Raw genomic sequence first — 19,247 nt, 5'->3', positions numbered from 1 at the left:
GTCATGCGTCCTCCCCGGCGAACGAATAGGCGGCCCAGGGCCCGGTGAGTTCGACCCGCATTCCGGGCACCTCGCCCTTCGTGCGGTCCACCATCTCCACGAATTCCTCGGAATGCGCGCGCGGCACGAGATAGGCGGCATTCAGTACGTTCCGCCCGGTCGCCTTGGACAGTGCGGGATTCTGCGGGGGATGCAGCCGGGAATCCTCCGCGAATGCGGAAAGCTGCTCGTGCAGCCGGGTCGAGAAATTCTCGGCCTTCTGCCACATCTCCTCGTGCGACCGGGTCTGCATACGCCGCTGCCGCAGGTAGTCCCGGCCCGAGGTGGCCTTCTGCGCGGGCCGGGGACTCTCCTGCGGTTCGGACTCGGCGTACACCTTGACGCCCCACTCGACGCGGCCCTCCAGCCGGTCGAGGGTGCGCCGGAAGTCCTCCTCGCGCGCCTCGATCATCGTCCGTACGCCGCTGTCGTCCCGGAAGACGGTGCCGAGCCGCAGCGGCAGCGGGGTCGTGACGGTGGTGAGCGCGTCGATCACGCCCTGGTGGGCCCGGGCCGTCTCGGTGAGCCAGTCCAGGTCCTCCAGATGGGCGCGGAGCGGTTCCTCCGCGAAGTCCCGCTCCGGCACGTGGCTGACCACGGCGACGAGGCCGTGGTGGGTCAGCGCTCTGGGCGGATCGCCCGCCACCCCCGTCAGCTGGGCCTGGAGCGGTGTGCCGAAGGGGCGGCAGACGGCGTAGACGTACCGCAGTCCGGTCACGGTGCCTCCTTCTTCTCCGCGCGGCCGGGCTCCAGTTCCTCCAGCCGGGCCAGCCTCTCGCGCAACTCGGCGTTCTCACGGGCCAGTTCGTCGCGGCGGGCCCGCGAGGACAGGGCCGGGTCGGTCTCCCACCAGTCGATGCCCATCTCCTTCGCCTTGTCCACCGAGGCGACGATCAGCCGCAGTTTGATGGTGAGCAGTTCGATGTCGAGCAGGTTGATGCGGATGTCGCCCGCGATGACGATGCCCTTGTCGAGCACCCGTTCCAGGATGTCGGCGAGGTTGGCGCCGCCTCCCTGGCCGTAGGGTTCGGGCATCCTGTGGGGCGTCGTCATCGCCGGCTCCCGCCTTCGGCGTACTCGACTTCGTCCTCGTACTCGCCCTCGGGCTCCTCGTCCTCGGGCTCTTCGTCGCCTTCGGCCTCCTCGTCGTAGTCGGCCTCGGCCTCTTCCTCGTCCTCGTACTCGCCCTCGGGCTCGTCCTCGCCTTCCTCCTCCTCGGTTTCCTCGTCCTCGTAGGCGTCCTCCGGCTCCTCGTCCTCGGGGCGCTCCTCGGACTCCTCCTCGGACTCCTCCTCGGACTCCTCCTCGGCGACGGCGTCCTCGTGGCTGCGGACGACCTCACCGTCGCGGATCTCGCCGCGCCAGCTGTCCTCCGCCTCGCCCTTGATCGTGATGAAGCGGGCGAAGTTCTTCAGGTCGAGCCGGGCCCGGCGGCCCTGGGCGCGCCAGATGTTGCCGGTCTTCTCGAAGAAGCCGGAGGGGTAGTACTCGATGACCAGCAGGACCCGGGTGAGGTTGTCGGCGAGCCGGTGGAAGGAGACGACTCCCTTCGTGGAGCCCTTGGCGCCCTCGGAGGTCCAGACGATGCGGTCGTCGGGGACCTGCTCGGTCGTCGTCGCCTTCCAGCTGCGGTTGGACCACCAGATCTTCGCCTGCCAGTCGGAGGTGGTGTCGTCGGCGCGGCTCGCGCTCTTGACGCCCTTCGCGAAGGTGCTGAAGTCCTGGTACTGCGTCCACTGGTCGTACGCGGTGCGCAGCGGCACGCCGACGTCGATGTGCTCGATGATGACGGTGGGCTTGTTGCCGGAGCGGCCCTTGCCCTTGCCTTTGCCGCCCAGGCCCTTGACGGCGCCGGTGACCTTGTCCTTGAGGTGCGAACCGCCGGTCTCCAGTGCGGTGCGCAGCGGCCCCTTGCCCTCGGTGAGCTTGCGGCCGCCTTCGAGGGCGAGCTTGGCGAACCCGGGGCTGTTGCCCTCGGCGATGTCGTTCAGCTTGCCGGTGGTCTCGCCGAGCTTGCGGCCCACTCCGGTCAGCATGCGCGTGGCCTGGGCGGCGAGGTATTCCTGGACTTCGGCCTTGAGCCGGTCGGCGGCCTCGCTGTGCGCCAGGTCGGTGAGCGGGTTCTTCGCCGCTCCCTTCGCGGCGGAGGTACCTGTTCCGAGCGTGTCGGTCATCCCTCACCGCCTCCCTTCGGCAGCCGGGAGCGGGCACTGCCGCCCCTGTTCCCGGCGGTCGCCTTCTTGGCGGCCGTCTTCTTCGCCGCGGCCTTCCGGCCCGCCGCCTTCTTCGCCGGGGCCTTCTTGGCGGCGGCCTTCTTCGCCGGGGCCTTGCGCGCCGGCTTCTTGGCGGGCGCCTTCTTGGCCGGGGCCTTCCTCGCCTCCGGTTCCTCGTCCTCGTCCTCGTCCTCGCCCTCGTCAGGGCCGGAGTCCTCGGGCTCCTGCGCCTCGGGCTCCTCGCCCTCGTCGGCTCCGGAGTCCTCCGGCTCCTCGTCCTCGTACTCGGCGTCCTCGGCGTCGGCGTCCTCGTCCTTGCCGCCGGGCACCACGCCCGTCAACTGGTCGCGCACCTGGGCGGTGCGGCCGTGCAGCCGGTCGGCGAGGGCGTCCATCTGCCGCTCGACCATGGCGCCGGAGGCCGCCTTGCCGACGCCGCGCAGGTCCTCGCGCAGCTGGTCCCCGATCTCCTTGAACTGCGGGTTGTTCCGCAGCTGCTGCTGGAGCAGCTCCGCGACCATGCGCGGACTCAGGTTCAGCTTCTTCCCGGCGACCAGGCCGCCGACGGCCACCGCCATCTTCAGCTTCTTGGTCCGTCCCAGGAGGTATCCGGCCCCTATGGCGAGACCCAGTCCCACTCGGTTCATGGTGTTGTCCCGTTGCCTGTTCCCGCGCTCCCGCGCGACGCGATCTCCAGCCGGTCGAGGAGTTCGTCCTCGAGGCGGTCGAACTCCTCCTCCGTGATCTCTCCGGCCTCCAACTGCTCCTCCAGACGGGACAGCTCGGCCCGGACCGTGGCGGGGTCGTAGTAGATCCGCTCGGCCTCCTGGAGCACCTGTCTGATGGCCCAGGCGCTGCCGCGCACCGGTGCGAACGGCAGCAGCAGCACCTCCGAGATCAGGCCCACGTCGTCACCCCGCTCCGGTGTCCGTGCCACTCGCCGCGGTGCCCGCGGGCTCGGCCGGGCCGGGCTCGACGAAGCTGTAGGGGGGCAGCGGGCCGTTGACCCGCACCTCCAGGTGCGGCAGGTCCTTGCGGGCCTGCTCCACCGCGGCCAGGAAGTTCTCGGCCGACTCCCGGTCCACCAGGAACGACACGTTGGCCAGCCAGCCCGTGGACTCGGGGCCCACGCTCACCGCCTCGGCGACGGGTTCCAGGACGCTCTGGAGCGCGGCGGCGTCGTCGGCCTCCCGGGCCTTGACGGCGGCCGCGACCATCTCGCCGAGCCGGATCTTGTCGTCGTAACTGCCGCCGCCCGCCTGCCGGTTGGCCTCGGCGAGGCCGCGGATCTCCGGGTTCTCGGCCATCACCTGGTGCAGGACGGCCTCTTCGACGTGGTTGGCCTTGACGTTGTACTCGACCCGGCCGTCCAGGGCCCGCAGGCGCTCCTTGTAGTGCTCGGCGCGCTCGGCGAGCACCCCGGTGATCGACTTGTCGTCCGGGGCGACGCTGCCGAACCGCATGGGCAGCACGCAGCCGGCCGCGCCCGCCTCGCTGAGCACGTTCTGGTGGGCGAGCAGGTCCTTGCGCTTGGGCCGCAGCCCCTCGGGCGCCTCGCTGACGACGGCCGCCAGGTCGCCCTCCCGCAGGATGCGCACCGGGCGGGGCGGGTCACCGACGCCGCCCATGCCCTCGGGGAGCCCGGGGTGCGAGCTCGCCGCGATGCCGTAGACGTAGGTGCTCACTCCTGCTCCTCCTTACGGCGGGCCGACGTGCTCTTGCGGGCGCGCGGACGCGACTCGGTCTCACGCTCGGAGCCTTCGCTCCGCGCCTGCTTGAAGGCGTCGGAGATGGTCTCGGCGGCGCCGGACAGCGCCCCCTTGGACTTGCCGCGGGCGCCGGACTCGGTCATCTCCCCGACCAGGTCGGGCAGGCCCGGGTCCTTGCGCGGCCCGGCCTCCAGGTCGAGCCGGTTGCACGCCTCGGCGAAGCGCAGATAGGTGTCGACGCTGGCGACGACGACGCGGACGTCGATCTTCAGGATCTCGATACCGACCAGGGACACTCGAACGAACGCGTCGATCACGAGCCCCCTGTCCAGAACGAGTTCGAGCACGTCGTAGAGACCGCTGCTGCCGCCTCCGCCGCCGGTCTGCTGTGCCGGTACGACAGTCATGCCGGCTGTTCCTCCTCGTGTGTGGGTGTGGTTCCGGTCGGGCGGCCTAGCGGCCGCCGGGCCTGCGCGCGTCGGATCGACCGCGTTCATAGCGGCGGACGCGCCGGTAGCCGGTGAGCTGACCCTGGGGGTCCAGCTCCACCTGGTAGCTCGCCATCAGGCTCATCGTGTCGGGCACGCGCTCGAGTTCGAGTACCTCGACCTCCAGCGACCAGCCCTCGTCCGTCTGCTCGAAGGACGACACGGATTCGGCCTCCATGCCGGTGAGCTCCGCGAGCTGCCCGCGCGCCTGGCGCAGCACCTCCATCGGGCTCGGCCGGTTGTCGGCCGCCTGCTTGTGGTCCGAAGTGTGCGTATTCTGGGAGTCCTGGGACTTCTGTGAACTCTGTGACTCTTGCGTGTTTTTTGTGTTCGACATGGCCACCTCCCCCTCCGTGTGGCCGCAAGAGTGTTCGCCAAACCTCTACGGACGCATGCATCTGCCACCCGCCCGGAGCGGCCCGCGGGTGGTTCAGCCGCGCAGGGCGTGCAGCCGGCGCCGGGCCGACCCCAGCGCCCGGCCCCGGTTCAGCAGGCCTGACCAGGGGTTGGTCCGAGCCTGCTCGACGGCGTCGGCGAGGGTCCAGCGGCGGGCGTGCAGCTCCGGGTCGTCGAGCTGGTCCCAGGTGATGGGGGTGGCCACGGGGGCGCCCGGCCGGGGCCGGACGGTGAAGGGCGCGACGGCGGTCTGCGCGTAGGCGTTGCGCTGGATGTCGAGGTAGAGCCGGTCGCCGCGGTCCTTCTTGCGGGCGGCGGTGGTCAGCCGGTCGGGGTGGGCGTCGGCGAGGGTGTCGGCTACGTCCCGGGCGAAGGCGCGGACCTCGTCGAAGTCGTACCGGCCGGTCAGCGGGACGATCGCGTGCAGCCCACGGGACCCGGTGGTCATCAGCGCGGAAGGCAGCTCCAGCTCGTCGAGCAGCTCCCCGAGCAGCCGGGCGGCCTCGCGCACGGCCTCGAAGTCGTCACCGGCCGGGTCGAGGTCGAAGACCAGCCGGTCGGGGTGGTCCGGGCTGTCGGCGCGGGACAGCCAGCGGTGCAGGGTGATGCTCGCCTGGTCGGCCAGGTAGAGGAGGGTGGCGGTGTCGTCGCAGACGGTGTGCCGGACGGTGCCGCCCTCCTTGGCCAGCTCGACGCGGGGGATCCACCCCGGGTAGTGGTCCGGGGTGTTCTTCTGCATGAACCGGGGCCCGTCGATGCCGTCCGGGTGCCGCTCCAGCATCAGGGGGCGGCCGCGCAGGTGGGGCAGCATGAAGGGGGCGACGGCCCGGTGGTAGTCCACCAGGTCGCCCTTGGTGTACTCCTTGGCGTCGCCGCCGCCGGGGAAGAGCACCTTGTCCGGCCGGTGCACCTCCACCGTGCGGCGGCCCGCCCGCACCCTGCGCGTGCCGTCGCCGCCGCTCACCGCACGACCGCCTCCTCCACCAGCAGCCGTCCGGCCGCCGCGACGGACTCGGCGTCGATGCCCGCGGCGTGCAGCTGCTCGTCGGGGGAGGCCGAACCCGGCATCGTCCGGACGCCGAGCCGCACCAGACGCGGTACGGGGCGCCCGTCGGTGAAGGCGTCGAGCACCGCGTCCCCGAGGCCGCCCTCGGGGCGGTGGTCCTCCACGGTCACCAGGCAGCCGGTCTCCTCGGCGGCCCGGCGCAGGGTGGCCCGGTCGACGGGCTTCACGGAGTACAGGTCGATCACCCGCACCCGGATGCCCTCCTGCTCCAGGGCGTCGGCGGCGGCCAGTGCCTCGTGCACGGTGACGCCCGCCGCGACGAGCGTCAGCCGGTCCTCGCCGGAGGAGCGCAGCACCTTGCTGCCGCCGATCGGGAACTCCTCGTCCGGGCCGTAGATCACCGGGCTCTCGCCGCGGGAGGTGCGCAGGTAGCGGATGCCCTCCAGGCCGGCCATCGTGCCGATGAGCCGCGCGGTCTGGTTGGCGTCGCACGGGTACAGCACGGTCGAGCCGTGCACCGCCCGCATCATCGCCAGGTCCTCCAGGCCCATCTGGCTGGGGCCGTCCTGGCCGATGGCGACGCCCGCGTGGGAGCCGACGAGGTTGAGGCCGGAGCCGCTGATGGACGCCATCCGGATGAAGTCGTACGCCCGGGTCAGGAAGGCCGCGAAGGTGGCCGCGTAGGGCACCCAGCCGCGGGCGGCGAGGCCGACCGCCGAGGCGACCAGCTGCTGCTCGGCGATGTAGCACTCGAAGTAGCGGTCGGGATGCTCCTTGGCGAAGAACTCGGCACGGGTGGAGTCGCCGACCTCGCCGTCCAGGGCGACGATGTCGCCGCGGCCGGTGCCGAGCGCGGCCAGGGCCTCGCCGAAGGCGTTGCGGGTGGCGACCTCCTCGCCCTTCTCCCAGGTGGGGAGCTCGAAGTCCCCGGTCTGGACGGAGTGCAGCATGCGGGCGGCGGCCGGTTCCCGCACCTGGACGCGGAGGTCGCGGGAGCCGCCGAGTTCGGCGATCGCGTCCTCGTCCTCCGGCAGCGGCTTGCCGTGCAGGCCCTCGCGGTCCTGGACGCCCTCGACACCCTTGCCCTTGAGGGTCCGGGCGAGGATGGCGGTGGGCTGGCCCTTGGTGGAGGCGGCCTCGCCGTAGGCCCGGTCGATCGCGTCCACGTCGTGGCCGTCGACCTCGATGGTGTGCCAGTCGAAGGCCTGGAAGCGGCGGGCGTAGGCGTCCAGGTCGTGGCCGTGCCGGGTCGGGCCGCGCTGGCCGAGCCGGTTGACGTCGATGATCACGGTGAGGTTGTCCAGGTGCTCGTACCCGGCGTGCTCGGCGGCCTCCCACACGGATCCCTCGGCCAGCTCGCTGTCGCCGCACAGCACCCAGACGCGGTAGCCGGTGCGGTCCAGGCGCTTGCCGGCCAGCGCGATGCCGACGCCGACGGGCAGGCCCTGTCCGAGCGAGCCGGTGGCCGTCTCGACCCACGGCAGGCGCTGCGGGGTGGGGTGCCCTTCGAGGCGGCTGCCCAGCTTGCGGAAGGTGAGCAGTTCGTCGTCGTCGATGGCGCCGGCCGCCTTGTACGCGGCGTACAACAGCGGCGAGGCGTGTCCCTTGGACAGCACGAAGCGGTCGTTGCCGGGGTGGGCCGGGCGGTCGAAGTCGTAGCGGAAATGGTTCGCGAGCAGCACCGCCATCAGGTCGGCGGCGGACATCGAGGACGTCGGATGCCCGGAGCCCGCGGCGGCGGCAGCGCGGACGCTGTCCACGCGCAGCTGCTGTCCGAGGTCGGTGAGTTCACCGGTGTTCATGAGTCTCCCTTCGCGGAGTCGTCCGGGACGTCGGTTCGTTTGACGGGGCCGGGTGCGGCGCCGGTGTCCGGGGGCGGCTGGTCGCCCGGGGGCGGCGGGGCGGGCTCGGGCTGGTTCTTCGCGGGCTCACCACCCGGCTGATTCCTCGCGGGCTCACCACCCGGCTGGTTCTTCGCCGGCTCACCACCGGGCTGCCCCTTCGCGGGCTCAAGGGGCTCAACGGGCTCAGCAGGATCACCACCGGGCCGGTTCCCGGTAGGTCCGGCGTCGGGGCGGCCCTTCGCCGTCTCCGACTCGGAGCGGCGCAGGACCGCGGATCCGGAGCCGGGGCGGTCGCCGGGCGCTGCGTCGTCCGGGCGGCCCTTCGCCGTCTCGGACTCGAAGCGACGCAGCTGAGCGGGCCCGGACCCGGCCGGCGGACCCGCCGCCGCGCCGGATCCGGGCTGCCCCTTCGCGGGCTCGTCACCGGCCCGGCCCCGGTCGGGACCCGTACCGGTCCCCCCGTCGTGCGTGTCGGCCTCGATCGCCGCCCCCGGCCCCGACCTGGCGCTCACCTCCTGCCGCCGCCCGGGCCCGCCCGGCACCCGGGCCAGCTCCGGCGACGACGTGTCCAGCGGCACGGACCAGGACCGCACGAGCCCCAACTGCACGGCCTGGCGCGGCAGTACGGCGTCCAGCAGCCAGTCGGCGGCGACCCGGACGCGGTTGCCGGGCATCGCGGCGAGGTGGTAGCCGCGCGTCACCGCACCGGCGGGCACCCCGGACAGGGGCACGCCGAGCGGGTTGGCGGCGGCCTTCGCACCGCCCAGGTCCACGACGAAGCCCAGGTCGCGATGGCGGTAGGGCTTCCGCGCCCCGCCGAGACCCAGCGACGCGGCGACGTTCTCGGCCGCTACCTTGCCGTGCCGCCAGGCGTGCTGCGCCGTCATCGGCGTGTAGCTCCCCGGCTTCTCCAGATCCGGCACCGCGGCCACGTCACCGCAGGCGAACAGTTCGGGCCGCCCCGGCACCTGCAGGTGGGGGTCGACGAGCAGCCGCCCCTTCTCCATCGGCAGCCCGAGGGACTCGACCAGCGGGTCGGGGCGTACGCCCACGCACCACACCAGCGTCCGGGTCTCGACGAACTCGCCGTCGGTCAGCACCACCCCGTCGTGCGTGGCCTCCTTCACGGAGGTCCCCATCCGCACGTCGACGCCCCGCTCCCGCAGCACCCGGTCGGCGGTGGCGGACAGCTTCTCGTCCATCTCGGGCAGCACCCGCGGCGCCACGTCCAGCAGCATCCAGCGCGGCCGCATGCCCCGCCGCAACGGGTGCTTGCGGACCTGCGCGTCGGTGAACATCTGCCCGTGCGCGGCGACCTCGGTGCCGGTGTAGCCGGCGCCGACCACGACGAACGTGCAGCGCGCGGCGCACGCCTCGGGATCGTCGGCGGCGGCCGCGAGCTCCACCTGCCGGGTCACGTGGTCGCGCAGGTACAGGGCCTCGGGCAGCCCGCGGAAGCCGTGCGCGTGCTCGGCGACCCCCGGGATGGGCAGCAGCTTGTTGACGCTGCCCGCGGCGAGCACCAGCCGGTCGTAGGCGAGCGTGCCGCCCTCGCCCTCGGGGCCGGTGTAGTGCAGCGTGCGGTCGTCGAGGTCGATCCGGTCGGCCTCGCCCAGCACCAGCCGTACGTCCGGCAGCGTGTCCGAGAGGGAGACGGTGACCCGGCGCGGCTCCAGCACACCGGCGGCGACCTGGGGCAGCAGGGGCAGATACAGGAAGTAGTCGGTCGGGTTCAGCAGGGTGATGTGGGCCCGGCCCCGGGTCATCCGGGACAGGGTGCGGGCCGTGCGGTATCCGGCGAAGCCGGCACCGACGATCACGATGCGGGGTCGACTCACGGTCGCTCGCCTCCGGCGCTGTCGCGTACCTCGGGAGCCTTCCGCGTCCCCCTGGCCAGGGCACCCAAACGTCCACCGGTCTCCGCCCGCCCGCACGGCACCGGTTTCCGGCCCGGCGCCCGGGTACTCGGTGCGGGTTACGAACCGCCGACGTCGCGGAGGCACTTCCCCATGCCCGAGTACGGTTACTTCCTCTCGTGCGAGCAGTACGGACCCGCCGAGCTGATCGAGCAGGCGCGGATGGCCGAGCAGGCCGGTTTCCAGGCGCTGTGGATCTCGGACCACTACCACCCGTGGAACGACGCGCAGGGTCAGAGCCCGTTCGTGTGGTCGGTCATCGGCGCGCTGTCCGAGGCGGTGTCGCTGCCCATCGAGACGGCGGTGACCTGCCCGACCGTGCGGATGCACCCGGCGGTGGTGGCACAGGCCGCGGCGACCAGCGCGGTGATGACGGACAACCGCTTCCGGCTGGGCGTGGGCTCCGGCGAGGCCCTCAACGAGCACATCCTGGGCGACCACTGGCCGCCGGCCCACGTCCGCCTCGACATGCTGGAGGAGGCCATCCAGGTGATGCGCCGCCTGTTCACCGGCGAGGAGGTCAACCACCACGGCCCGCACTACACGGTCGAGAACGCCCGCCTGTACACCGTGCCGGACGAGCCGATCCCGATCGACATCTCCGGCTTCGGCCCGGCGGCGACGCAGCTCGCCTCCCGCGTCGGCGACGGCTACATCACGATCCAGCCGGACGAGACGATGGTCGAGCAGTACCGCAAGGGCGGGGGCGGCGGAAAGCTGGTCAGCGGCGGCACCAAGGTCTGCTACGGCACGGACAAGGAGGAGGCCGTACGCACTGTGCACCGGCTCTGGGCGAACGAGCAGCTGCCGGGCGAGCTGGGCCAGGTGCTGCCCTCCCCCAAGCACTTCGAACAGGCGCAGCAGCTGGTCACCGAGGACATGGTGCGCGAGAACCGGGTGTGCGGCGACGACGTGGACGAGCACGTGCAGGAGCTGAAGCAGTTCGCCGACGCGGGCTTCGACCGGGTCTACGTCAACCAGATCGGCCCGGACCTGCGCGGCTTCTTCGACTTCTACCGCACGAAGGTGCTGCCCCAGCTCCAGCAGGCCGTCTGACGGGACGGGAGGCGCGATGCTGCTCCACCGACCGGTCGTCTCCGTGTACACGGTGCCGACCGACGCCCCCGAGGCGGACGGCACCCTGCACTGGGACTCCACGACCGTGGTCATCTGCGAGGTGGCGGCGGGCGACGAGACCGGCACGGGCTGGACGTACGGCCCGGCGCCGGTCGGCGACGTCATCACCGGGCAGCTCACCCCGCTCGTGGAGGGCATGAGCGCCCTGGACATCCCGGCCGTGCACGACGCGATGTGCCGCTCGGTGCGCAACGCCGGCCGCCCGGGCATCGCGGCCTGCGCCATCTCGGCGCTGGACATCGCCCTGTGGGACCTCAAGGCCCGGCTGCTGGAACTGCCCCTGGCCCGGCTGCTGGGCGTGCGCGAGGAGCAGGTGCCGGTGTACGGCAGCGGGGGTTTCACGACGTACCACGACACGCTCCCCCACTGCCTTAAGGGCGTGGGAGGGGCCCCATGGCCGCGCAGCTCAACGGCTGGGTGCACGGGCAGCGCATCCCGCGCGTGAAGATCAAGATCGGCGAGGGATGGGGCCGCGAGGTGGCCCGCGACCTGCACCGGGTGCGGGCCGCCCGTCATGTCATCGGTGACGACGCCGAGTTGTACGTCGACGCCAACGGCGCCTACACCCGCAAACAGGCGGTGCGGGTGGGCCGGGTCCTCGCCGAGCACGGCGTGGGCTGGTTCGAGGAGCCGGTCTCCTCCGACGACCTGACGGGCCTCAGGCTGGTCCGGGACGCGGTGGTGTGCGATGTGACGGCCGGGGAGTACGGCTTCGACCTGCCCTGCTTCGCCCGGATGATCACGGCCGGGGCGGTCGACTGCCTCCAGGTCGACGCGACGCGCTGTGGCGGCCTGACCGAGTTCCTGCGCGCCGCCGCCCTGGCCCAGGCCCACGGCCTGGAGGTCTCCGCGCACTGCGCCCCGCACGCCCACGCGGCGGCGTGCGCCGCGATCCCGAACCTCCGCCACATCGAGTGGTTCCACGACCACGTCCGTATCGAGGACATGTTCTTCGACGGTGCCCTGGACCCCACCGGCGGCACGATCCGCCCCACCCAGGGGGTGGGCCACGGACTCACCCTGCGCACGCAGGAGGTGGAGGAGTACCGCGTCGCCTGACCGCGAGCAGTCGCCTGGCCGCGAGCAGGGGTCCCGCAAGCAAGCACCAGCAGGGGTCGCGCAAGCAGAAGTCAGCGGCGGACCAGCCTGCGCGCCGCCAGGGCTCCGGCTCCCACAGTGAGGGCCGCGCCCACCCAGCCCCGGTTGCGTGACGCCCACTGCTGCGGGCTGTCGTCCGTGGCCTCGTCGTCGAAGCGCCCGTGCGCCCCGAAGTCCTGCCCGTGGAGTCCGTCCGCCGGGGCCCACAGGTTGGCGGGGCCGTCGGGCCGGCCCTCGTCCTGCTGCGCGTCGAAGTTCGTACGCGCCAGGTAGCGGTCCAGCAGCCCGGGGGCGATCGCGTTGGCGATGAGCGTGGCGGCCGTGGAGCCGCCGACCCAGTACTCCCGGCGCCGCGCGTGCGCCGAGGCGTGCACGACCGCCCGGGCCGCGACCTCCGGCTGGTACACGGGCGCGACGGGCCGGGCCCGGCCCGGCATCCGGTTCAGCACCCAGTCGAACTGCGGGGTGTTGAGGCCGGGCAGCTGCACCATCGTCGTCCGCACCCCGCTGCGGGCGTGCAGCAGCTCGCAGCGCAGCGACTCGTTGAACCCCTGGATGGCGTGCTTGGCGCCGCAGTACGCCGACTGCAGCGGAATGCCCCGGTAGGCGAGCGCGGAGCCGACCTGCACGATCGTGCCGCGGTCACGCGGCAGCATGTGGCGCAGGGCGGCCCGGGTGCCGAACACACAGCCGAGGTAGGTCACCTCGGTCACGCGGCGGAACTCGTCCGGGTCAACCTCCGTGAACGGCGCGAACACCCCGGTGAAGGCGTTGTTGACCCAGACGTCGATGCGGCCGTACGCGTCGACGACCTGCTGGGCGGCGTCCTCGACGGCCTCGGCGTCGGAGACGTCCACGCCGATGACGAGCGCCTCGCCGCCCGCGCGGCGCACGTCGTCCGCCGCGGCCGCGAGTCCCTTTCGCCCGCGGGCGAGCAGGGCGACCTTGTCGCCGCGCGCGGCGAAGGCCCGGGCCGTGGCCCGTCCGACGCCGCCGCTGGCCCCGGTCACCACGACCACCCGGCCGTGCCCGTGCGATGTCCCTGTCGTGCGCACCCGGCATCACGCCCTGTGGTGGGGTACGTCCGGGTCGTCCGTGGGCCGCGGGGGCACGGTGCCCGGGGCGGTCCCGGCGGGCGGGGCGGGCGGCACGGGCGGGTACGGCATGCCTCCGGCGGCCGCCTGGTCCGCTCCCGCACGGCCCGGGAACCGCCCACCGGCCGCGTGCTCGCCGCCCGGGCGGGACGGCCGGGCCATGCCGCGCAGTACGAACGCCGCCACTCCCAGGATCACGGCGGTGATCAGCGCCGCGGCCCAGTCGGGCAGGCCGAGGGCGAGGGCCAGGCCCACGGCGAGGGCGAGGGCCGCGCCCGCGTACAGGGCGAGGGCACCGGACGCGGCGTACAGCGCGGCCTTGCGGCGCTGCTTGCGGGTCTGTTCGCGCAGCTCGTCCCGTACGGTCTCGCGTGCCACCTGTGCCAGCTCGTCGACCAGGTGCTTGTCCAGATGCTCCAGGTGATCCAGCGGCTTCATGCCCGGCCGGGTACCCTCGCCCCCTCGCGCGTAACTAGGCTCCTCCCCATGGAGATTCTGGGTGCCACACTGCGCGTCTGCGTCGACGACCTCGAGACCGCGATTCCCTTCTACGAGCGGCTGGCGGGCGGCAGAGCCCAGCGCTTCGAACGGGGCGGTGTCCAGGTGGCGGCGATCGGCTGCTTCCTGCTGATGAGCGGGCCCCCAACCGAACTTGAGGTGCTGCGCAAGGTGGCCGCGACGATCGCCGTGACGGACGTCGAGGAGACGCACAAGGTGCTGACCGAGCTGGGCGCCCACATCGTCGCTGGGCCCATCGCCTCACCGGCGGGCCGCAACCTGATCGCCCTCCATCCGGACGGGTCGGTCTACGAGTACGTGGACCGTCAGGCGTGATCCCGGCCGGGGCCCGGTTCAGCGCCGCCCCGGCTCCGTGACCATCTCGGTGGTGATCGCCCAGCGCTCGTGGTCGCGCCAGGCCCCGTCGACGAAGAGCATCTTCGGCGAGAAGCCCTCCAGGCGGAACCCGCAGCCCCGGGCCAGGGCGATCGACGCGGCGTTCAGCGGCTGGACGTTGATCTCCAGCCGGTGCAGCCGCAGCGGGCCGAACGCGTACCGCACGACGAGGTCCAGCCCTTCGCGCATCAGCCCGCGCCCGGCGGCGTGCGCGAAGGCGCCGTAGCCCAGCGCTCCGGACTGGAAGCCGCCCTCGACGATGTTGTTGATGTTGATGAACCCGGCGATGGCCCCGTCGGTCCTCTCGCAGACGAGGAAGCCGGCCTTGGACGGGTCCTCGATCAGCCGGCTCGCGTAGGCGGTGTAGGCCTGTGCGGTGTCGGGCGGGAAGAGCCACGGGTGGTGCAGGTCCTTGCTCTCCCGGGCACGGGCGGTGAACTCGGCACCGTCCTCGTAGGTGAAGTGGCGTATGCCCACCCGGGGGCCTTCGGCGAGGTAGCGGGATGCGTTGTGCGGCACCCCGCCACAGTAACCGCCCCGACGGCGTCTCCTCAGGTCAGGGCCCGGTGACCGGCAGGCGGAGCACGCCGGTCTCCCGGGGTCCGCTGACCACGGTCACCGGCTTGATCCCCCGGTTGCCGAAGTAGGCGTCGTCGCTCGCCGCGATCACGAACCGCAGCCGGTGCCCCGTCTCGTACCGGTGCACGATGCCGGGCAGGGTGACGGTGAGGCTCTTGGTCACGTCCGGGACGCGGACCGGCGCGACCAGGCGGCGCACCAGGGTGCGGGTGCCGTCGGGGGCGACGTCGTAGAGCTTGGCGAAGAGGACGAGCTTGTCGGCGGCGTCGCCGGAGTTCTGGGTGCGTTCGGCCTCCGGGGAGCGGACCTTCAGCGTGGCCCGGGGAGCGCCCACGACGTCGAGGGGCCGTTCCAGCGGTGCGCTGGTCCAGTCGAGGTAGGTGCCCTTGGCGTCGCGCGGCGGCGAGTCCGGCACGCCGAGGAGGCCGGCCAGCGAGTTCTCCGAGTGGCTCGTGGGGATCGGCCAGTTGGCGTACCCGCGGCTGCCGCGGACCACCTTGGCGCGGTCGTCGACGAGCGTGCCGTCGCCGGAGAGGTACAGCGTGCGGCTGAGGGCGGGGAGGCGGTCGGCGGTGGCGTAGGTGCGGTCGGGGTCGGTGATCCAGTCGCGGTAGTAGGCGAAGGCGGGTCCGGTGTCGACGTGGGTCCGCTTGCGCAGGTGGCGGTCGAACCAGGCGAGGACGCGCCGGCCGACGTAGCTGGTCTCCAGGTTGCCCCGGGACAGGTCGAGTTCGCCTGTGGCCGGGCCGGTGAGTCCGCCGCTGTGCCCCCAGGACTGCCAGATCATCTTCACGGGGGTGCCCTGCGCCGCGAGTGTCCGGTAGGTCGCCGTCGCCTCGTTGAGGTTGAAGAGCGTGTCGGCCTGCCCCTGGACCAGCAGGGTGGGCGCCTTGACGCGGTGCAGGTACGACACCGGGGAGACGCGGTGCGCGAAGGCGAGCAGCTCGGCGGTCCGGTCGGCGGGGTAGCTCCCGGAGTTGAGGGTGTGGACGGTGCGGCAGGCCTGGGTGACGAAGTGCAGGCAGGTGAGGGAGTTGATCCGGGACGGGTCGAGGCTGGGCTGGAGCAGCGGCTGGCCCTCGCCCATGAGGTAGAAGCCGTTGGTCCACTGCCATTTGAAGACGCCGGGCACGCCGGCGCCGCCGACGGCGTTGTTGGGGTCGAGCGAGTAGGCCAGGTCGTTCCAGGTGATCATCGGGACGAGCGCGTCGAGGCGGTGGTCGACGGCGGCCGTCGCCAGCTGGACGGCGCCGCCGTAGGAGCCGCCGATCATGCCGACGCGTGGGTCGCCGGGGGCGTCGAGGGTGACGAAGTCGGCGGTGGTGCCGTCGTCGGCGGCGCGTTTGCCGCCGAGGAAGTCCACCAGCTGCGCGGCGGCGGCGCCGTCGATGTCCGGGTCGTCGAGGGAGATGAGGCAGCCGCTGCGGCCGAAGCCGAGTCCGGAGTAGACGAGGGAGACGTAGCCGCGCTGGGCGAAGGCCTTGCCGATGGTGTCCGTCGAGCCGTCCGACTTGCTGCCGCCGAAGCCGTTCGTGCCGAGCACGGCGGGCGCCGGGTGGTCGCGGTCCACGCCAGTGGGGCGGTAGAGGTCGGCGTCGACCGTGCAGGCCCGTCCGCCGGCCTGGACGGTGAACTTCAGCGGGGTGACGGAGTAGGAGGCGGCCGCGGTGGCGGGCGGGGTGAGGGCGAGCGGGGCGGCCAGGGCGGCGCCCAGGGCGAGGGCGAGTGCGCGGGATCTGGGCGCGCGTCGGGACACACGGACCTCCACGGTGGGGACGGCGACACCCGGACAACCCGGATACCGACCAGTAGGTACCGGCCGGTAGTCATGGTGTGACACGTGTCAGGGCGCGTCAATCACCGAAACGAGGGTTTCTTGACGGGATTTCAGCAGCGGCCGGTCAGCTCAGGGCCGGTTCGTCGAGCGTCAACGTGCCCGTCTCCGCGTCCAGTTCGGCCCCGATCCCGAGGGGCATCGTCAGCGCGCCCTCGCCGTGCCCGAACCCGAACTCCTCCACGACCGGGACCCCGAGCCCGCCCAGCCGGTCGGCGAGGACCGTGCGCACCTCCTCGTACGGACCGCACCTCGCCCACGACCCGAGCACGATGCCCGCGACCCCCTCCAGCCAGCCCCCGCGCAGGAGTTGGGTCAGATAGCGGTCCAGCCGGTACGGGCTCTCGCCGACGTCCTCCATCAGCAGCAGCCCGCCGCGGGCGCCGGCGTGGGCGTGCGGGGTGCCGAGGTCGCTCGCGAGCAGGCTCAGGCAGCCGCCCAGGGTGACGCCCCGGGCCCGGCCGGGCACCAGTGCGGCACCGCCCGGGGGCGCGGCGGCGATGGTCCGCACGGACTCCGGCTCGAAGAGGGTGGCCCGCAGGTGCTCCTGGGCGCGGGCGTTCTTGAGGAAGTCGACACCGGCCGCCGCGGGCCCGTACAGGGTGACCAGGCCGAGGCGGTTGGCGAACGCCTGGTGCAGGACGGTGATGTCGCTGAACCCGGCGAGCACCTTCGGGCCCGCCGCCCGCATCGCCGCCCAGTCGAGCAGGTCGACCGTGCGCTGCGCCCCGTACCCGCCCCGGGCGCACAGCACCGCGGCGACGGACGGGTCGCACCAGGCGTTCTGCAGGTCGGCGGCCCGCTGCTCGTCCGTACCGGCCAGATAGCCCAACTCGCCGTGCCGGCCGAGCACATGGGGTGCGGCCACGGGGTCGAGGTCCCAGCCGCGCAGGATGTCGAGCCCGGCCTGGAGCCGCTCCTCGGGCACGGGCCCGCTGGGGGCGACGACGGCCACGCGGGCACCGGGTGCGAGCCGGGGCGGCCGGACGAGCGGGTTCACGAGACGGGCTCCAGGGTGGGGATGCCGAGCGGATTCACTTGGTGAGTCGCAGGGTCGGGATGCCGAGCGGGTTCAGGCGGAACACCTGGGCGTACAGGGAGAGTTCGGCCTCCAGGGCGCGCACCATGGTCTCCGCCCTGCGGAAGCCGTGTCCCTCCCCCTCGAAGGCCAGGTAGGCGTGCGGCACCTCGCGGCCTTCGAGACGGGCCAGGAACCGCTCGCACTGGACGGGCGGGCAGATCACGTCGTCCAGGCCCTGGAGCAGCAGGAACGGCACGCGCAGGCGGTCGGCGTGGGTGGCGGGCGAGCGCTCCGCGTACCGAGCGGGCACCTCGGCGAGCGGCCCGATCAGGCTCTCCAGGTACTGGGACTCGAAGTCGTGGGTCTCCCCGGTGCCCCAGCCGGTGAGGTCCAGGATCGGGTACTTGATGGTGCCGCAGGCGTAGACGTCGGTCGTGGTGAGCGAGGCCGCCGCGGTCCAGCCGCCCGCGCTGCCGCCGCGGACGGCGAGCCGGTGCCGGTCGGCGGTGCCCTCCTCGGCGAGGGCCAGGGCGACGGCGGCGCAGTCCTCGACGTCGACCACGCCCCACTGCTCGCGCAGCCGGTCGCGGTACTCACGGCCGTATCCGGTGGAGCCGCCGTAGTCGACCTCGGCGACGCCGATGCCGCGCGAGGTGAAGTAGGCGATCTCCAGGTCCAGCACGAGCCCCGCGCGGCCGGTGGGGCCGCCGTGCGCCCAGATGACGTACGGCGGCAGCTCGTCGCCGGGCGCGACGCAGGCGGGGTGGTGCGGCGGGTAGATGTGGGCGTGGATGTCCCGCCCGTCCGGGCCGGTGAAGGTGCGGATCTGCGGCTCGGGGTAGAACGCGGGGTCCACGGCGTCGTCGTGCTCGGCGCCGATGACGCGGGCGTGGCCGGTGCGCGTGTCCAGCTCCACGACCTCGTGGGCGCTGCGCGGGCTGGCCCCGACGGCGACGACCCGCTCTCCGTGGGCCGCGAGGGTGGGGGCGAACTCGGTCCAGGGCCCGGCCGCGTCGACGACCTCGCCCGTCTCGGGGTCCAGGATGCCGAGGGCGGTGGCGCCGCGGCCGTGCACGACGGCGATCAGCCCGCTCTCCAGCGGCGTGAACCAGCGCGACCCCAGCTTCCACAGCGGGCCGCCGAACTCCTCCTCGCGGGGGCACAGCGGCTCCCCGTCGAGGTAGAGGTTCCACCAGCCGGTGCGGTCGCTCACGTGCAGCAGGCGGCCGTCGTGGGTCCAGTCGGCCTGCGGGATGGACTCCCCGGGGCCGCCGGCGACGGTCCGGGGCTCGAGCGGGGTGCCGTCGGGGCCGATGTCGGCGAGGACCAGTTCGGTGCCGTCCCAGGGCATGCGGGGATGGTCCCAGGCGAGCCAGGCCGCCTGCCGCCCGTCGGGCGAGAGCCTCGGGCCGGTCAGGAACCGGTGCCGGTCGTCGGTGAGTTCGCGCACGGCGCCCCGGTCCTGGGCGGCGGATCCGTCCAGCGGTACGGCCGCCAGGACGCGGCGCACGTCGGTGGGCCCGTCGCCGGTGAACTCCTCCAGCACGCACCACACCTCGCCCCGCTCCGGCCGGAGCAGCGGCTCCGCCCAGCGCAGGCCCGCGCCCACCGGGGACACCGGCGTGAGGGGACGCGGCTCGCCGCCCGGCTCGCAGCGGTAGAGCCGCTGGTCGGCGAAGTTCACGAAGACGAGCAGCGGTCCGTCCTCGCCGGCCAGGGCGGCCCACGGGTGTCCGCCGTACTCGATGACCCGGCTGCGCACGTTCCACGGGGCGGGCAGCACCGGCTCCTCCCGGCCGTCGGCGTGCCGCCGCACCAGGGTGCGCCGGCCGCCCTCGGCGGGGCGCGGCTCGGTCCACCACACCTCGTCGCCGACGAAGCCCACGTACTCCGGGTGCCCGTCGTGCGCGGCGGCCAGGGCCGCGTCGATGGGCGAGGGCCACGCCCCGTACGCCAGCGTCCGCACCGTCTCCCCCACT

19 protein-coding genes and 1 pseudogene are annotated in these 19,247 nt (G+C 73.1%); 3 read left to right on the top strand and 17 right to left on the bottom strand.

Going from position 1 to position 19,247, the window contains the following annotated elements:
• Position 1: 1 nt before the first annotated feature.
• The 11 genes from ABZ386_RS10000 to ABZ386_RS09950 form a co-directional block, all read right to left on the bottom strand.
• Positions 2-757: a GvpL/GvpF family gas vesicle protein gene (locus tag ABZ386_RS10000; RefSeq protein WP_355721420.1), complete on the bottom strand. Its 756-nt coding sequence runs from the start codon at positions 755-757 to the stop codon at positions 2-4.
• Positions 754-1,092: a gas vesicle protein gene (locus ABZ386_RS09995; RefSeq protein WP_114256339.1), complete on the bottom strand. Its 339-nt coding sequence runs from the start codon at positions 1,090-1,092 to the stop codon at positions 754-756. The genes ABZ386_RS10000 and ABZ386_RS09995 overlap by 4 nt, the downstream gene beginning before the upstream one ends.
• Positions 1,089-2,213 (bottom strand): SRPBCC family protein, encoded by a 1,125-nt coding sequence (locus ABZ386_RS09990; RefSeq protein ID WP_358964512.1) that lies wholly within the window; start codon positions 2,211-2,213, stop codon positions 1,089-1,091. Before ABZ386_RS09990 ends, ABZ386_RS09995 begins: the two co-directional genes overlap by 4 nt.
• A complete protein-coding gene (locus ABZ386_RS09985) occupies positions 2,210-2,899 on the bottom strand; it encodes a DNA primase (RefSeq protein ID WP_351343158.1) in 690 nt (229 codons plus the stop codon). Before ABZ386_RS09985 ends, ABZ386_RS09990 begins: the two co-directional genes overlap by 4 nt.
• A complete protein-coding gene (locus ABZ386_RS09980; RefSeq protein WP_114256336.1) occupies positions 2,896-3,159 on the bottom strand; it encodes a gas vesicle protein GvpG in 264 nt (87 codons plus the stop codon). The genes ABZ386_RS09985 and ABZ386_RS09980 overlap by 4 nt, the downstream gene beginning before the upstream one ends.
• A gap of 4 nt (positions 3,160-3,163) precedes the next feature.
• Positions 3,164-3,937 (bottom strand): GvpL/GvpF family gas vesicle protein, encoded by a 774-nt coding sequence (locus ABZ386_RS09975; protein WP_351343161.1) that lies wholly within the window; start codon positions 3,935-3,937, stop codon positions 3,164-3,166.
• Positions 3,934-4,368 carry a gas vesicle structural protein GvpA gene (locus tag ABZ386_RS09970; RefSeq protein ID WP_114256334.1) on the bottom strand — a complete coding sequence of 145 codons (435 nt, stop codon included), beginning with the start codon at positions 4,366-4,368 and terminating at the stop codon, positions 3,934-3,936. The genes ABZ386_RS09975 and ABZ386_RS09970 overlap by 4 nt, the downstream gene beginning before the upstream one ends.
• Before the next feature lie 46 nt (positions 4,369-4,414).
• Positions 4,415-4,786 (bottom strand): gas vesicle protein, encoded by a 372-nt coding sequence (locus ABZ386_RS09965; protein WP_356503367.1) that lies wholly within the window; start codon positions 4,784-4,786, stop codon positions 4,415-4,417.
• A gap of 93 nt (positions 4,787-4,879) precedes the next feature.
• A complete protein-coding gene (ligD, locus tag ABZ386_RS09960) occupies positions 4,880-5,809 on the bottom strand; it encodes a non-homologous end-joining DNA ligase (RefSeq protein ID WP_355721431.1) in 930 nt (309 codons plus the stop codon).
• Positions 5,806-7,653, bottom strand: coding sequence for a transketolase (locus ABZ386_RS09955; protein WP_356673209.1), 1,848 nt, complete (start codon positions 7,651-7,653; stop codon positions 5,806-5,808). Before ABZ386_RS09955 ends, ligD begins: the two co-directional genes overlap by 4 nt.
• Complete coding sequence (locus ABZ386_RS09950; protein ID WP_355721437.1) at positions 7,650-9,533, bottom strand: FAD-dependent oxidoreductase; 1,884 nt, start codon at positions 9,531-9,533, stop codon at positions 7,650-7,652. The genes ABZ386_RS09955 and ABZ386_RS09950 overlap by 4 nt, the downstream gene beginning before the upstream one ends.
• 171 nt (positions 9,534-9,704) lie before the next feature.
• Between ABZ386_RS09950 and ABZ386_RS09945 the strand changes: the two genes are divergently transcribed.
• A complete protein-coding gene (locus ABZ386_RS09945) occupies positions 9,705-10,667 on the top strand; it encodes an LLM class F420-dependent oxidoreductase (protein ID WP_351343171.1) in 963 nt (320 codons plus the stop codon).
• Positions 10,668-10,683: 16 nt separating this feature from the next.
• Positions 10,684-11,807, top strand: a pseudogene (locus ABZ386_RS09940) (enolase C-terminal domain-like protein).
• Positions 11,808-11,878: 71 nt separating this feature from the next.
• On the opposite strand, the gene ABZ386_RS09935 reads toward ABZ386_RS09940, so the two are convergent.
• A complete protein-coding gene (locus ABZ386_RS09935) occupies positions 11,879-12,901 on the bottom strand; it encodes an SDR family oxidoreductase (RefSeq protein WP_351343173.1) in 1,023 nt (340 codons plus the stop codon).
• 6 nt (positions 12,902-12,907) lie between these two features.
• Complete coding sequence (locus ABZ386_RS09930) at positions 12,908-13,378, bottom strand: phage holin family protein (protein ID WP_356615852.1); 471 nt, start codon at positions 13,376-13,378, stop codon at positions 12,908-12,910.
• A 48-nt stretch (positions 13,379-13,426) separates the two neighbouring features.
• On the opposite strand from ABZ386_RS09930, the gene ABZ386_RS09925 reads away from it, so the two are divergent.
• On the top strand, positions 13,427-13,774 hold the full coding sequence (locus tag ABZ386_RS09925) for a VOC family protein (RefSeq protein WP_356615854.1): 348 nt from the start codon (positions 13,427-13,429) through the stop codon (positions 13,772-13,774).
• 18 nt (positions 13,775-13,792) lie between these two features.
• On the opposite strand, the gene ABZ386_RS09920 is transcribed toward ABZ386_RS09925, so the two are convergent.
• From ABZ386_RS09920 to ABZ386_RS09905, 4 genes are all read right to left on the bottom strand, one after another.
• Positions 13,793-14,353, bottom strand: coding sequence for a GNAT family N-acetyltransferase (locus ABZ386_RS09920; protein ID WP_351343178.1), 561 nt, complete (start codon positions 14,351-14,353; stop codon positions 13,793-13,795).
• A gap of 37 nt (positions 14,354-14,390) precedes the next feature.
• Positions 14,391-16,169 carry a CocE/NonD family hydrolase gene (locus ABZ386_RS09915; protein ID WP_351343180.1) on the bottom strand — a complete coding sequence of 593 codons (1,779 nt, stop codon included), beginning with the start codon at positions 16,167-16,169 and terminating at the stop codon, positions 14,391-14,393.
• A 145-nt stretch (positions 16,170-16,314) separates the two neighbouring features.
• Positions 16,315-17,247, bottom strand: coding sequence for an LD-carboxypeptidase (locus ABZ386_RS09910; RefSeq protein WP_358964509.1), 933 nt, complete (start codon positions 17,245-17,247; stop codon positions 16,315-16,317).
• Between the two features lie 34 nt (positions 17,248-17,281).
• Positions 17,282-19,246, bottom strand: coding sequence for a prolyl oligopeptidase family serine peptidase (locus ABZ386_RS09905; protein ID WP_351343184.1), 1,965 nt, complete (start codon positions 19,244-19,246; stop codon positions 17,282-17,284).
• Position 19,247: the final 1 nt, after the last annotated feature.

The organism is Streptomyces sp. NPDC006140, assembly GCF_040628815.1.
Lineage (GTDB): Bacteria > Actinomycetota > Actinomycetes > Streptomycetales > Streptomycetaceae > Streptomyces.
Note: the sequence above shows the minus strand (reverse complement) of the source record. Positions and strands in the feature narration are given on the sequence as shown.

Bases quoted from the DNA above. Each gene is read 5' to 3' on its own strand.
- ABZ386_RS09990 (WP_358964512.1), bottom strand. From the start codon at position 2,213: ATGACCGACACGCTCGGAACAGGTACCTCCGCCGCGAAGGGAGCGGCG.
- ABZ386_RS09970 (WP_114256334.1), bottom strand. From the start codon at position 4,368: ATGACTGTCGTACCGGCACAGCAGACCGGCGGCGGAGGCGGCAGCAGC.
- ABZ386_RS09945 (WP_351343171.1), top strand. From the start codon at position 9,705: ATGCCCGAGTACGGTTACTTCCTCTCGTGCGAGCAGTACGGACCCGCC.
- ABZ386_RS09930 (WP_356615852.1), bottom strand. From the start codon at position 13,378: ATGAAGCCGCTGGATCACCTGGAGCATCTGGACAAGCACCTGGTCGAC.
- ABZ386_RS09925 (WP_356615854.1), top strand. From the start codon at position 13,427: ATGGAGATTCTGGGTGCCACACTGCGCGTCTGCGTCGACGACCTCGAG.
- ABZ386_RS09965 (WP_356503367.1), bottom strand. From the start codon at position 4,786: ATGTCGAACACAAAAAACACGCAAGAGTCACAGAGTTCACAGAAGTCC.
- ABZ386_RS09995 (WP_114256339.1), bottom strand. From the start codon at position 1,092: ATGACGACGCCCCACAGGATGCCCGAACCCTACGGCCAGGGAGGCGGC.
- ABZ386_RS09985 (WP_351343158.1), bottom strand. From the start codon at position 2,899: ATGAACCGAGTGGGACTGGGTCTCGCCATAGGGGCCGGATACCTCCTG.
- ABZ386_RS09955 (WP_356673209.1), bottom strand. From the start codon at position 7,653: ATGAACACCGGTGAACTCACCGACCTCGGACAGCAGCTGCGCGTGGAC.